General features: G+C 63.9%; 10 protein-coding genes. 7 read left to right on the top strand and 3 right to left on the bottom strand.

Features of this window, described 5'->3' with window-relative positions; translation table 11 throughout:
• The first annotated feature begins 39 nt into the window (after positions 1-39).
• Entirely contained in the window at positions 40-867 is an 828-nt protein-coding gene (phnX, locus tag SA496_RS01395; RefSeq protein WP_330114941.1) for a phosphonoacetaldehyde hydrolase, read from the top strand.
• Between the two features lie 171 nt (positions 868-1038).
• On the opposite strand, the gene SA496_RS01390 is transcribed toward phnX, so the two are convergent.
• Complete coding sequence (locus SA496_RS01390; RefSeq protein WP_330114940.1) at positions 1039-2940, bottom strand: sigma-54-dependent Fis family transcriptional regulator; 1902 nt, start codon at positions 2938-2940, stop codon at positions 1039-1041.
• 315 nt (positions 2941-3255) lie between these two features.
• Between SA496_RS01390 and exaC the strand changes: the two genes are divergently transcribed.
• The gene (gene exaC / locus SA496_RS01385; RefSeq protein WP_120653154.1) at positions 3256-4776 is read left to right on the top strand and encodes an acetaldehyde dehydrogenase ExaC; all 1521 of its coding nucleotides are present in this window, start codon (positions 3256-3258) and stop codon (positions 4774-4776) included.
• Positions 4777-5050: 274 nt separating this feature from the next.
• Here the strand turns inward: exaC and qhpR are convergent, their stop codons facing one another.
• A complete protein-coding gene (gene qhpR, locus SA496_RS01380) occupies positions 5051-6103 on the bottom strand; it encodes an AraC-like transcriptional regulator QhpR (RefSeq protein WP_120653155.1) in 1053 nt (350 codons plus the stop codon).
• A 293-nt stretch (positions 6104-6396) separates the two neighbouring features.
• Between qhpR and eat the strand changes: the two genes are divergently transcribed.
• From eat to SA496_RS01360, 4 genes are all read left to right on the top strand, one after another.
• The gene (gene eat / locus SA496_RS01375) at positions 6397-7767 is read left to right on the top strand and encodes an ethanolamine permease (RefSeq protein WP_174235606.1); all 1371 of its coding nucleotides are present in this window, start codon (positions 6397-6399) and stop codon (positions 7765-7767) included.
• Between the two features lie 55 nt (positions 7768-7822).
• A complete protein-coding gene (locus tag SA496_RS01370; protein ID WP_120653157.1) occupies positions 7823-9217 on the top strand; it encodes an ethanolamine ammonia-lyase subunit EutB in 1395 nt (464 codons plus the stop codon).
• A 16-nt stretch (positions 9218-9233) separates the two neighbouring features.
• The gene (gene eutC / locus SA496_RS01365; RefSeq protein WP_120653158.1) at positions 9234-10067 is read left to right on the top strand and encodes an ethanolamine ammonia-lyase subunit EutC; all 834 of its coding nucleotides are present in this window, start codon (positions 9234-9236) and stop codon (positions 10065-10067) included.
• A 125-nt stretch (positions 10068-10192) separates the two neighbouring features.
• Positions 10193-11449: an OprD family porin gene (locus tag SA496_RS01360; protein ID WP_120653159.1), complete on the top strand. Its 1257-nt coding sequence runs from the start codon at positions 10193-10195 to the stop codon at positions 11447-11449.
• 18 nt (positions 11450-11467) lie between these two features.
• On the opposite strand, the gene SA496_RS01355 is transcribed toward SA496_RS01360, so the two are convergent.
• Complete coding sequence (locus SA496_RS01355; RefSeq protein ID WP_330114939.1) at positions 11468-13591, bottom strand: acetyl-CoA hydrolase/transferase C-terminal domain-containing protein; 2124 nt, start codon at positions 13589-13591, stop codon at positions 11468-11470.
• A gap of 188 nt (positions 13592-13779) precedes the next feature.
• On the opposite strand from SA496_RS01355, the gene SA496_RS01350 reads away from it, so the two are divergent.
• Positions 13780-14238, top strand: a complete 459-nt coding sequence (locus SA496_RS01350) for a GNAT family N-acetyltransferase (RefSeq protein WP_120655284.1) — start codon at positions 13780-13782, stop codon at positions 14236-14238.

The following is a 14238-nucleotide window of genomic DNA, read 5'->3' as shown; positions in this document are numbered from 1 at the left end:
ATTCCCTTAGCCAACCTGCAATCCGCTGGAGTCATCACCATGCATTACAAGCAACCCACCCAACTGCAAGCCGTCATCCTCGACTGGGCCGGTACCGTCGTCGACTTCGGTTCTTTCGCGCCGACCCAGATCTTCGTCGAGGCCTTCGCCGAATTCGGTGTCGCGGTCTCCCTGGAAGAAGCCCGCGGCCCGATGGGTATGGGTAAGTGGGACCACATCCGCACCCTCTGCAACATCCCGGCCATCGCCGAACGCTACCGCGCCGCCTTCGGCCGCCTGCCCACCGACGATGACGTCACCGCCATCTACGAGCGCTTCATGCCGCTGCAGATCGAGAAGATCGGCCTGCACTCCGCGCTGATCCCCGGCGCCCTCGACGCCATCGCCACCCTGCGCGGCAAGGGCCTGAAGATCGGCACCTGCTCCGGCTACCCGGCGGTGGTGATGGCCAAGGTGGTGGAGCTGGCCCGCGAGAACGGCTACACGCCGGACCACGTGGTGGCCACCGACGAAGTGCCCAACGGCCGCCCGCACCCGGCGCAGTCCCTGGCCAACGTCATCGCCCTCGGCATCGACGATGTGGCCGCCTGCGTGAAGGTGGACGACACCTGGCCGGGCATCCTCGAAGGCCGCAGCGCCGGCATGTGGACCGTGGCGCTGACCTGCTCGGGCAACGCCCTGGGCCTGACGTACGAGCAGTTCAAGGCGCTGCCGAAGGACAAGCTGGACCAGGAGCGCGCGCGCATCGGCCAGATGTTCGAAGGCTCCCGCCCGCACTACCTGATCGACACCATCGCCGACCTGCCGGCGGTGATCGACGACATCAACAAGCGCCTGGCCCGTGGCGAGATGCCCCAGGCCAACTGATTGGAAGCGGGGTCAGCCGTCGGCCCCTCCCCCGGCGGGCAAGGATGCCCGCACCTCTCGTGAAAAGGCCCGGCCCTGAAAAGGTGCCGGGCTTTTTTTGCCTGTTGTGGGGGCGAATTCATTCGCCAAGGGATGCGCAGCATCTTCCCTGCAAGTCCGAAGGCCCGCCCTCTACCCCCGCGTCGCAATCGCGTGCTTGCGCAGCTTGCGATAGAGGGTGTTGCGGCTGATGCCGAGTTGCTCGGCGGTGCGGGTCATGTGCCAGCGCTGGCTATCCAGCGCATTGAGCAATGCGCTGCGTTCGGCGTCGTCCAGCGGGCTCGCTACCGGCTCGGGCACGGTCGCTGAGGGTGCCGCGCGCAATACCTCGCGAGGCAGGTCGGCAATTCGAATGATGCCGTCCTCGCACAGCGCCGCAAGGGTACGCAGCACGTTGCGCATCTGCCGCACGTTGCCCGGCCAGTGGTAGTCGAGCAAGGCCTGGCGAGACTCTTCGGTAAGCACGATACGCGTCCCTCGAGCCTCTTCCGCCAGCAGGTAATGCAAGAGCTCCGGCTTGTCACTGCGATCACGCAGGGGCGGCAGGTCGAGGACCAGGCCGTTCAGGCGATAGAACAGGTCTTCACGGAAGCCCCCGCTGCGCACTCGTTCCTCCAGCTCGCGGTGGGTGGCGCTGATGATGCGCACATCAACCGACAGCGGCTCGCCGCCGATGGGTACGACCTGGCGCTCCTCCAGCACCCGCAGCAGGCGAGTCTGCAGTGCCAGCGGCATATCGCCGATTTCATCGAGGAACAGGGTGCCGCCATCGGCCTGCTGCAGCTTGCCGCGCATGCCTTCCTTGCGGGCGCCGGTGAAGCTGCCGCCGCGATAGCCGAACAGTTCACTCTCGATCAGGGTTTCCGGAATGGCCGCGCAGTTCAGCGCAACGAAGGGTCGCTCGGCACGGGAACTGGCCTGGTGCAGCGCACGGGCGAAGGCTTCCTTGCCGGAGCCGGTTTCGCCGTTGATCAACAGCGGTACGTCGCGCTCGTACACGCGCAGCGCGCGACGGAAATCGTTCTGCAGCGCCGCGTCCCCGAGGCAGATGCCCGGGCGTGTCGGTTTTGGCGGTTCCAGTGGAATGGGTTGTGCAATGGTGCGTGGCTGACCGCGCAGGGCGGCGAACAGGGACCGACCATTGCGTGTGCGCAACGGCCAGCTGGTCACTGGCTGTGGGGTGGCGCGGCCGAGCAGATCGTCGAGACGGCAATCGAAGAAGGCCTCCACCGACTGATCGATCAAGCGTTCGCGGGGCAGCCCCAGCAGGTTGATCGCGCTCTGGTTCACCGCGCTGATCCGCCCTTCCCCATCGAATGCCAGCAAGCCTTCGCTGAACAGTCCGACGTACTCAGCCTGCAAATGGAAGCGCAGCAGCCATTTGCCTTCGAAGCGACGCAAGAAATAGCAGCTCTCGATCATCTTCGCCGAGAGGTTGACCAGCGCCATGGTGTGGAACTGGCTCTGGCGCGAGACATCGTGCCGAGCGGATGACACGTCCAGCACTGCCATCAACTCACCCTGTGGGTCGAACACCGGGCTGGCAGAACAGGTGAGGCCGGTATGGCGGCTGCGGAAATGTTCGTCCTGGTGGATGGTCAGTGCCTGGCGCTCCACCACGCAGGTGCCGATGCCATTGGTGCCCTCGCTGGACTCGCTCCAGTCGGCGCCGAGCCAGAGCCCGGCACGCTCGAAGGCGGGTCTTTCGGCATGGGCAGTAACGCAGTTGAGGATCACCCCGCGGGCGTCGGTCAGCAGCACCGCATGGCCGGCCCCGGAGAGCTGTCGGTAGAGGTTGTTCATCTCGCCATTGGCCACCTCGAGTACCTGCTGCATACGCTCGCGGCATTCGAGCATGCGCCCGTGCTCCAGCACCGTGGGTGCCACCGGCTGGGCCGGATCGAGGTGGTAGTCCTCCAGGCAGCGCAGCCAGGAGCGAGCAATCGAAGGGTCGGCAGCCGGCCCGCTGGCCTGTGCCTTCCCTTGTGCCAGGGTCATCACCTGCTGGGCGTGACGGCTGAGAGAATTCTGCATTGTTGTTGTTCTCCTGCGCGCTTCCGGGAGGCAGCCCGGGCCGTGGAACGGCATTCGCGTCGACGCAGCATCCTCCAGCATCGATGCCTTTGCAATGGCCCCCTGACCCGCTGGTCACCTGCTGTGCCAGATGCGTGACAAAGTGTCACCCTCAACTGTGGCAGGCATGTCACAAGCGCCCACCTTCGCCCTATAGGTGCGGCGCAAGAACCGCTCTGGGACGGTGCTTTCCACGCCCTGGCCCAGCACTTGCTCTGTGGAAGACATACGCCACCCTGCGTTATCTCCAACAAAACAAGAGACAGGAGAAACACCATGCGTTACGCCCAACCCGGTACCCCCGGCGCTGTCGTTTCCTTCAAGTCCCGCTACGGCAACTACATCGGTGGCGAGTTCGTCGCCCCGGTCAAAGGCCAGTACTTCACCAATACCTCGCCGGTGAATGGCCAGCCGATCGCCGAATTCCCCCGCTCTACTGCCGAAGACGTCGAGAAGGCCCTGGATGCCGCCCACGCCGCGGCCGATGCCTGGGGTCGCACCTCTGTGCAGGACCGTTCGAACGTCCTGCTGAAGATCGCCGACCGCATCGAGCAGAACCTGGAAGTCCTGGCCGTCACCGAAACCTGGGACAACGGCAAGGCCGTGCGTGAAACCTTGAATGCTGACATCCCGCTGGCTGTCGACCACTTCCGCTACTTCGCCGGCTGCATCCGCGCCCAGGAAGGCGGCGCGGCCGAGATCAACGAGAACACCGTCGCCTATCACATCCACGAACCGCTGGGCGTGGTCGGCCAGATCATCCCGTGGAACTTCCCGCTGCTGATGGCCGCCTGGAAGCTGGCCCCGGCCCTGGCCGCCGGCAACTGCGTGGTACTGAAACCCGCCGAGCAAACACCGCTGGGCATTACCGTGCTGATGGAGCTCATCGGCGACCTGCTGCCAGCCGGTGTGCTCAACGTGGTGCAAGGCTTCGGCAAGGAAGCGGGCGAGGCCCTGGCCACCAGCAAGCGCATCGCCAAGATCGCCTTCACCGGCTCCACCCCGGTGGGTTCGCACATCCTCAAGTGCGCCGCCGAGAACATCATCCCCTCCACCGTGGAGCTGGGTGGCAAGAGCCCGAACATCTACTTCGAAGACATCATGCAGGCCGAGCCGGCCTTCATCGAAAAGGCCGCCGAAGGCCTGGTCCTGGCCTTCTTCAACCAGGGTGAAGTCTGCACTTGCCCGTCCCGCGCCCTGGTGCAGGAATCCATCTACCCGGCGTTCATGGCCGAGGTGATGAAGAAGGTCAAAGCCATCAAGCGTGGCGACCCGCTGGACACCGACACCATGGTCGGCGCCCAGGCTTCGCAACAGCAGTTCGAGAAGATCCTCTCCTACCTCGACATCGCCCAGCAGGAAGGCGCGGAAGTGCTCACTGGCGGCGCGGTGGAAAAACTGGAAGGCAACCTGTCCACCGGTTACTACATCCAGCCGACGCTGCTGAAAGGCCACAACAAGATGCGTGTGTTCCAGGAGGAAATCTTCGGCCCGGTGGTGGGCGTCACCACCTTCAAGGACGAAGCCGAAGCCCTGGCGATCGCCAACGACACCGAGTTCGGCCTGGGTGCCGGTCTCTGGACCCGCGACATCAACCGCGCCTACCGCATGGGCCGTGGCATCAAGGCTGGCCGCGTGTGGACCAACTGCTACCACCTGTACCCGGCACACGCCGCGTTCGGTGGCTACAAGAAGTCCGGCGTTGGCCGTGAAACCCACAAGATGATGCTCGACCACTACCAGCAGACCAAGAACCTGCTGGTGAGCTACGACATCAATCCGCTGGGCTTCTTCTGATCCTCGGCAAGTAACCAAAAAACGCGGCCCCGGCCGCGTTTTTTTATGGGCGCCTCACAGAGCTTCCCTGTAGGGACGAATTCATTTGCCAAACAGGTCGAAGGTCTGCCGTTCGAACTCCGCGCAAAGATTCGCCCTCACCCCTAGCCCTCGCCCTGAAGAGAAGAGGGGTGACTCATGCCTGCTCCGCCCTGCCCCAATGACCAGCGCCTGTGGGAGCGAATTTATTCGCGAATGAGTTCGCCCCCACACAAGGCAGCCCCAAGCACCGACCTCAGCGCTCATCCCCGCGCCACTGCCTCGGGCTCACGCCGAACCAGCGGCGGAAGGCGCGGGAGAAGGCGCTGGTTTCGGAGTAGCCGAGCAAGGGGGCCAGCTCGGAGATGGGCCGCTGCCGTTGACGCAGGTAATGCAGCGCCAGCTCGCGGCGTGTCTGTTCCACCAGTTGGCTGAAGCTGAGGCCGTCTTCGCGCAGGCGACGCTGCAGACCCGCCGGGGTCAGTTCCAGACATTCGGCGATCTGTTCCAGGCAGGGTTCACCCAACGCCAGGGCCAGGCGAATTTGCGTGCTGGCTTCTTCCAGCAGGTTCGGCCCAGCGCCCTGCTCACCCAACCTGCGAATCACGTCCTGGAACAGGAACAACAGATTGGGATCTCGCTCGGGCATCAGCCTGCCCTGCACATCGCCCTTGGGTACCAGCAGGAAATTGCAGGGCCGGCCGAACTGCACGGGCGCACCGAATGCCTCGGCATGTTCCTGCCAGCCCTCGGGACGTTCATGTTCGAAGGCCACCGCGCGCGGCGACCAGTCACGGCCCAGCGCATGCCGGACCAGGTTGAGCGCCATGCCCATGGTCAGTTCGGCGTCCTGGCGGCGGTCGAGAATCGCGCCATGGCGGACCTGGTAATCGAAGCGATAGCACTCACCACAATCCACCAGGCGGATCAGGGTGCTGTGCTGGTGATAGGGGAAGGCCGCGGCGAAGTTCTTCAATGCCTCTTCCAAGGTGTTCGAGAACAGCCCGACATAGCCCAGCAAGCCCAGGTCGCGGGGCTGGAATTGCTGGCCATAGCGCAGGCCGAAGTTGTCGCAACCGGACTGTCGTGCGGCCTCTTCCAGCACCTGGCAGTAGTTGGTCAGGGCCAGGCTCAGTGTCGGGTGCCGCAACTGCTCCGGGTCGATACCGGCGCGGCCGAAGATGCGGTCCAGGTCTCCGCCCTGCCCGGTGATGAAGCGGTCGAGACCGCTGGCGGCAGCCGAGAGCACACCGACATTGCTCGTGGTGGATGCTTGCAGGCTGGCACTGGAAAACAGGGACGGATTCATCACGGTCCACCGAATCTTTTTTGAACGGACATTCAAGCAAAACCCATGCCCTCGCCCCGGCTTCCTGCCAACGCCGCCACAGGCCCTCCAGCTGGGCGTTTGCGGGCCATTTCCGGGCATTTTCCATAGACCCGCCCCGTGCTGGGGCACGACGCGTGGGGCGATGGGTAACAGTGCCATACGACTTGACCGCAGAGGCCGCACACGACCTTCCACGGTCAAGTCCTGGGGAGGGTCGCTGGATAAGATCGAGCCTGGTCATCCACCAACGACGCCCCCACGGGCGAGGAGTCCTGATGAGCACAACACAACTAAAACCAACGCTCGGCACCTTGCATCTCTGGGGTATCGCCGTCGGCCTGGTGATCTCCGGTGAATACTTCGGCTGGAGCTACGGCTGGGGCACTGCCGGCACCCTCGGTTTCCTGGTCACCGCGCTGCTGGTGGCCACCATGTACACCTGCTTCATCTTCAGTTTCACCGAACTGACCACCGCCATTCCCCACGCAGGCGGCCCCTTCGCGTATAGCCGCCGCGCCTTCGGCGAGAAGGGCGGACTGATCGCCGGGATCGCCACCCTGATCGAATTCGTCTTCGCCCCGCCAGCCATCGCCATGGCCATCGGCGCCTACCTCAACGTGCAGTACCCCGAGCTGGACCCGAAGCACGCAGCCGTTGGGGCGTACCTCATCTTCATGACCCTGAACATTCTCGGCGTCAGCATCGCCGCCACCTTCGAGCTGGTGGTCACCGTATTGGCCGTGGCCGAGTTGCTGGTGTTCATGGGCGTCGTCGCACCGGGCTTCAGCTTCAGCAACTTCGTGGTCAACGGCTGGGCAGGCACCAATGAGTTCGGCAGCCACGCCATCTCCGGCATCTTCGCCGCCATTCCCTTCGCCATCTGGTTCTTCCTCGCCATCGAGGGCGCGGCCATGGCGGCGGAGGAAGCCAAGGACCCGAAACGCACCATCCCGCGCGCTTACATTGCCGGCATCCTGACCCTGGTGTTCCTTGCCATCGGCGTGATGATCATGGCCGGCGGCGTGGGTGACTGGCGTGAGCTTTCCAACATCAACGACCCACTACCCCAGGCCATGAAGGCCGTGGTCGGAAACGATTCCACCTGGATGCACATGCTGGTGTGGATCGGCCTGTTCGGCCTGGTGGCCAGCTTCCACGGCATCATCCTCGGCTACTCCCGGCAGTTCTTCGCCCTGGCGCGTGCTGGCTACCTGCCGCGCGGCCTGGCCAAGCTGTCGCGCTTCCAGACCCCGCACCGCGCCATCATCGCCGGTGGCGTGGTGGGTATCGCAGCCATCTACAGCGACGGCCTAGTGAACCTGCAGGGCATGACGCTGACCGCCGCGATGATCACCATGAGCGTGTTCGGCGCCATCGTGATGTACATCATCAGCATGCTCAGCCTGTTCAAGCTGCGCGTCAGTGAGCCCAATCTGGAACGTACCTTCCGTGCGCCGGGCTATCCGGTGGTACCGGCGATCGCCCTGGTGCTGGCCGTGGTCTGCCTGTTGGCGATGGCGTGGTTCAATACCTTGATCGGATTCATCTTCCTTGGCTTCATGGCGGCGGGGTATATCTACTTCCAGTTCACCGCCCACCATCGCGCCAGCGCACCGGTCGATGCCCTGCTGAACCGCGCCTGATCCTCCCGCGCCCCAGTGCAAGAAGACTGGGGCGCCTCACCAAGGAGAGCTTCGAGTGAGTAGTTTTTCCCACAGCGTCGGCGGCGAGACCTGGCGATTCGAGAGCCTCCGGGAAGTCATGGCCAAGGCCAGCCCGGCCCGTTCCGGTGACTACCTGGCCGGCGTAGCCGCTGCCAGCGACGGCGAGCGCGTCGCTGCGCAGATGGCCCTGGCGGACATCCCCTTGAAGCACTTCCTCGACGAGGCGCTGATTCCCTATGAAGAAGACGAAGTCACCCGGCTGATCATCGACAGCCACGACCGCGTCGCCTTCGAACCGGTCAGCCACCTCACCGTCGGCGGTTTCCGCGACTGGCTGCTCAGCGAGCATGCCGACGAGTCCAGCCTCCGCGTCCTGGCCAAGGGACTGACGCCGGAGATGGCCGCCGCCGTGTCGAAGATCATGCGTGTGCAGGATCTGGTGCTGGTGGCGCAAAAGATTCGTGTCGTGACGCGCTTTCGCAACACCATGGGCCTGCGCGGCCGACTCTCCACCCGCCTGCAACCCAACCACCCGACCGACGAACCCGCGGGGATCGCCGCGAGCATTCTCGACGGTCTGCTCTATGGCAACGGCGATGCCATGCTCGGCATCAATCCGGCCACCGACAGCATCTCCTCCATCTGCGCCATGCTGGAAATGCTCGACGCGATCATCCAACGCTACGAGATTCCCACCCAGGCCTGCGTGCTGACCCACGTCACCACCTCCATTGCCGCCATCGAGCGTGGCGTACCGCTGGACCTGGTGTTCCAGTCCATCGCCGGTACCGAGGCGGCCAACGCCAGCTTCGGCATTAGCCTGAAAATCCTCCAGGAAGGCTACGAGGCGGGCCTTTCGCAGAAGCGCGGCACCCTGGGCAACAACCTGATGTACTTCGAAACCGGTCAAGGCAGCGCACTGTCGGCCAACGCCCACCACGGCGTCGACCAGCAGACCTGCGAGGCACGGGCCTATGCGGTGGCCCGCCACTTCAATCCATTCCTGGTGAACACGGTGGTCGGCTTCATCGGCCCGGAATACCTCTACAACGGCAAGCAGATCATCCGCGCCGGCCTGGAAGACCATTTCTGCGCCAAGCTGCTCGGCGTGCCCATGGGCTGCGATATCTGCTACACCAACCACGCCGAAGCCGACCAGGACGACATGGACACCCTGCTGACGCTACTTGGTGTCGCCGGCATCAACTTCATCATGGGCATCCCGGGCTCCGATGATGTGATGCTCAACTACCAGACCACGTCCTTCCACGACGCGCTCTACGCCCGCCAGAGCCTGGGCCTGAAGCCGGCCCCTGAGTTCGAGTTGTGGCTAGAGCGCATGGGCATCCTGGTGCAGAGCGACGGTCGGGTGATCCTCGGCGACCAGCTTCCGCCGGCCTTCCGCCAGGCCATTGCGCGACTGGCCTGAACTCAAGGAGCAATGGATGAAGACGCCTCGCCCCCATTCCGGCCACACCGCCAACCCCTGGGAAGAACTGCGCCGCCTGACTCCGGCACGCATCGCGCTGGGTCGCGCCGGCATCAGCCTGCCCACCCATGCGCAACTGAATTTCCAGTACGCCCACGCCCAGGCACGAGACGCGGTACACCTGCCCTTCGACCATGACGGACTTGTCGCCCGACTGGATGAGCGCGGACGCGCCACGCTGCTGCTGCACAGCGCCGCCAAGGACCGCGACACCTATCTGCAGCGACCGGACCTCGGTCGGCGCCTGGACGCGGCCTCACGCGAGAAACTACAGGAGCATGCACGGACTAATCCCGGTGGCTATGACCTCGCGGTAGTGGTCGCCGACGGCCTCTCCGCCCTCGCCGTGCAACGCCATAGCCTGCCCTTCCTCGAACGCATGGAAGAACAGGCGCTAGCGGAAGGCTGGTCGCTCTCGCCCGTGGTGCTGGTTCAGCAGGGCCGGGTGGCAGTGGCGGACGAGGTGGGCGAACTGCTCAACGCGAAGATGGTGGTGATCCTGATCGGCGAACGCCCTGGTCTCAGCTCGCCCGACAGCCTCGGGCTGTACTTCACCTGGGCACCCAAAGTCGGCCTGACCGATGCCTACCGGAACTGCATTTCCAACGTGCGTTTGGAAGGCCTGTCGTACGGCATGGCCGCCCACCGCCTGCTCTACCTGATGCGCGAGGCCTGCCGCCGCCAATTGTCCGGAGTGAACCTGAAGGACGAGGCCGAGGTGCCCTCGCTGGCTGGCGAACCGGACAGCGCCCTGGCGGGCAATTTCCTCCTGGCCACCGATCACCACTGACGCGCCGCGTCGCAACCGCTCTGCACCACTGGTCGCCGCGCCGCGCGTGGCTCCCGTTCGTCGGCTAGACACAAATCAAGCCGTCCCAGAAGTCGGCAGCCACGAACACCATCAGGAGCAACGCGATGCAAGCGACCCAACTGAGCGCCCTGGCGCTAGCGGTTTCCGCTGTACTCGGCCTTCCTGCCATAGCGAGTGAACAGTCCGAAGCCAAGGGTTTCATCGAAGACGCCGACGCAACCCTGCTGCTGCGCAACGCCTACTTCAACCGCGACTTCAAGGATGGCGCCAGGGATGCCAGAAGTTGGGGCCAGGCCTTCATCGGCACCTTCGAATCGGGCTTCACCCAGGGCACGATCGGCTTCGGTGTCGACGCCTACGGCCTTCTCGGCGTGAAACTGGACAGTGGTCGCGGCCGCAACTATGCCGCCTTCTTCGACACCGACAGCGATGGCCATCCGGTAGACGACCTATCCGAGGCCGGTGGCGTGGTGAAACTGCGTTTCTCCAGCACCGTGCTCAAGTACGGCAACCAGTTCCCCACCCTGCCGGTTCTGGCCCATGACGACAGCCGCCTGCTGCCCCAGGCGTTCACCGGCACCCTGCTCACCAGCAAGGAGATCGAGGGCCTGGAACTGAACGTCGGCCGCTTCACCGGGGACAGCCCCATGGGCGACCCGGCCCGCGACCCCAATCACCTGAAGAGCATCGACGTTATCGGCGGCAGCTACCTCGTGAGCGACAACTTCAGCCTGGCGCTCTACCACTCCGACGTGGAAGACATGTTCAAGAAGTACTACGCCAACCTGAACTACAACATTCCCTTTACCGATGAACAGGCGCTGAACTTCGACTTCAACATCTACCGCACCAAGTACGACGATGGCTCCGTTGCTGCGCTCGCACTCGGCGGCGACGGTGAGGACGACAAGAACACCCTGTGGAGCCTGGCGGCCAAGTACAGCATCGGCGCCCACGCTTTCATCCTCGCCCACCAGCGCAACACCGGCGATACCGGCTACGCCTATGATTTTGGCGACGGCGGCAGCACCATCTACGTGGCCAACTCCTACTACTCGGACTTCAACCTGGAGGACGAGCAGTCTTGGCAGGTCAGCTACGAATTGGACTTCGGTGGCTACGGCGTCCCCGGTCTGACCTACAAGATTGCCTATGTGCGCGGCACCGACATCGTTGCCGGTGGCGAGAACGACGGCACCGAGCGCGAGCTGTTCAACCAGTTCAAGTACGTGGTGCAGGACGGCCCGGCCAAGGACCTGTCGTTCAAGCTGCGCAACTCTATCTACCGTGCCGATAACGACGTGGGCCCGGACCTCAATGAAGTTCGCGCCTTCATCGAATACCCGCTCAATATTCTCTGAAGTCTCTGACGGCCCGGCTCAATCGCCCTGGGCGGTGGCCTTGAGTCCGGCCAGCACCAGCTTCTGATACAGCTGCTCGCGCAGGCCCGCCGGCGCGAGCAACCCCATCCGATCAAGATGCCCGACGTAGCTGGCCGGATCCGGCAGGTCGAACAGCGCGGCCCTGCCCAGGTCGATGATTTCCCCCAGTTTCAGCTTGCGCTTCAGCCAACGCAGGGCGCGCAACAGGTCCTGCTCCACCGGGGTGAAGTCGCAGCCCAGCGGATATTCGGAGAACAGCTGGGGAAACGCCACGCGCAGCTTTTCCAGCCGCCCCGGCGTGTTCTGCCGCCAGGCCGGTTCCAGGATGAAATCTTCGGGCAACTTGCCGGCCAGTTGCGCATCGGCGATCAGCCCGTCCTGGAAGCGTGAGTCGGCGATGCGCACCAAGGCGGCGATCACCTCCGAGTCGTTCTTGCCGCGCAGGTCGGCAATGCCGTACTCGGTAACCACCAAGTCCCGAAGGTGACGAGGAATCGTTGCGTGGCCGTACTCCCAGACGATGTTGGAACTGACCTCACCACCCGACTCACGCCAGCTGCGAAGCATCAGGATGGAGCGACCGCCTTCGAGCTCATGGGCCTGGGCGACGAAATCGTATTGGCCGCCGACACCACTGATCACCCGGCCATCCTCCAACTGGTCGGCGGCACTGGCACCGAGCAGCGTGACGGTGAAACAGCTGTTGATGAAGCGCGCATCACGACGCTGCAGGCGCTTGAGGGGCTCGTCGCCAAGGAGCCGGTTGATCTGGCTGATCGGCCCCATGGCAATACGCGCGCGACGTGCCTCACTCAGTTCGCGAAGGCGCTGATAGAAAGCCTGCGGCCCCAGGAAGAAGCCACCGTGCACCAGGATTCCCCGGCCAGCCTTGCCCCAGTAGGGCCTCAGGTCGGGGTTGTGGATATCGCATGCGCTGCTGCGGCAATCCGGAAGGCGCAGCCGTCCTTCCTCGAAACGGATGCCTTCGTCGAGCAGGCCATGAGACTTCAGCCAGGCCAGCCCCTCGGCATCCAGGCCTCGTGGCAATCGTTCGGCCAGGGCGTCGAAGTCGACTATCACACCGTCGCCATCCAGTACTCCGGCGTCAGCCAGGCGCTGTAATTCGATGTCGTCATACACGGGGCGGCGCAGGATGCCTGCTTCCATCAGCACCAGCAGGCCGAACAGGAACATTTCGCTGTTGGCGTAGAGCCCCCGGGTGAATGGCGCAAGCCCCCCTTCGCGCTTGATCAGGTCTGCCCAGCGACCGGGCACATCCATGGCGCCCAGCAGAGCCTGGTAGCGGGTGTTGTCGGCATGGCGCGCGAGCAGCGCAGCTGTCAGCCCATCAGCCATCGCGCCAATTCCCATCTGCAGGGTGCCGCCGTCCCGCACCAGGGTGCTGACATTCAGGCCAATGGCGTGGTCCTGGGTGCTGACCGGCATGTTTGGCGTGGAGAACAGGCGGCTGCGCTCGACCCTTTCCAGCACCAGGTCGAAGCAGGCCGCGTCCACCTCCGCCGGCCCTGTCATGTAGGGCAGCTCGGCATGTTCCTGGGCGACCATGACGATGACCTCGCCTCGGGCGCGGCGCTGGAGCAGGCCAGGGAGCAGGTCGAGCGTAACGTCGGGATTGCAGCTGAGGCTGAAGCGGCCGGGGTTTTGCGTCCTTGAAGCCACCATCTGGGCGATCAGATTGATGCCCTTGCGCTGCAGATCGGCAGCCACTTGGCTGTAGTTGAGGCTGACGTAGTGTTGCTGGGCCTGCGGATTGTCCAGTTGACTGCCAGGTTGCAGGTAGAACTCCTCGATGCGCACATTTGGCGGCAACTCACCGCAACGCAGATCGCTGAGGTAATCGAGTTCCACATAGTCGGCGAAAACCCGGCGCAGGAAGGGCCCGCTGAAGCGCTGCTCCAGTTCGCTGCCGGGCTGCGGCTTGGCCAGGGACAAGGCGGTATGGATGATCAGTTGCCGCTCCGGCAGGGCCTTGATCCGCTGGTAGAGCGCATTGACAAAGCGGTTCGGCTTGCCGAGCCCAAGCGGCAGGCCCAATCGAACGGGGCCATCGATGCGTTCAAGCACCTCGTCGACGGCCTGATCCAGAGCGCAACGGAGCATGGCGTCCTCCTTGGCATACAGCGATTAAGGTTGGACTCCGCCAGCGTCAGGATTGCTCACGCTTTCCCAACCATTCAAACGCTTGCTTGGATTGCGTTTTCCACAATTTCTGGTGCAGCATCGACGACGTTGGCTGGCACAGCATCTGCATCGCCAATCACGCCCATCCACAGATACCGAGGCCCATCATGCGCATCGTCCAAGCCACCCTGGAGCACCTGGACCTGCTTACGCCGCTGTTCGTGAAGTACCGTGAGTTCTACGGTGAACTGCCATTCCCGGAGTCCTCGAGAAAGTTCCTGGAGAAACGCCTGAGCCGCAAGGAATCGGTGATCTACCTGGCCTTTCCGGATGACGATGACACTCGTCTGATGGGCTTCTGTCAGCTCTATCCGAGCTTCTCCTCCCTGTCCCTGAAGCGCGTCTGGATCCTCAACGACATCTATGTCGCCGAGGATGCCCGCCGCCAACTGGTAGCCGACCGCCTGCTGCAGACTGCGAAGAAGATGGCGCGGGAAACCAACGCCGTGCGGATGCGCGTCTCCAGCAGCGTCGACAACGAAGTCGCACACAAGGTGTACGAGTCCATCGGCTTCCGCGAAGACACCGAGTTCAAGAACTACATCCTGCCAATCAACAGCGACTGA

Origin of the sequence: Pseudomonas sp. JS3066 (assembly GCF_036328175.1) — a bacterium.
GTDB lineage: Bacteria > Pseudomonadota > Gammaproteobacteria > Pseudomonadales > Pseudomonadaceae > Metapseudomonas.
This window is presented reverse-complemented; position numbering and strand designations above follow the sequence as displayed.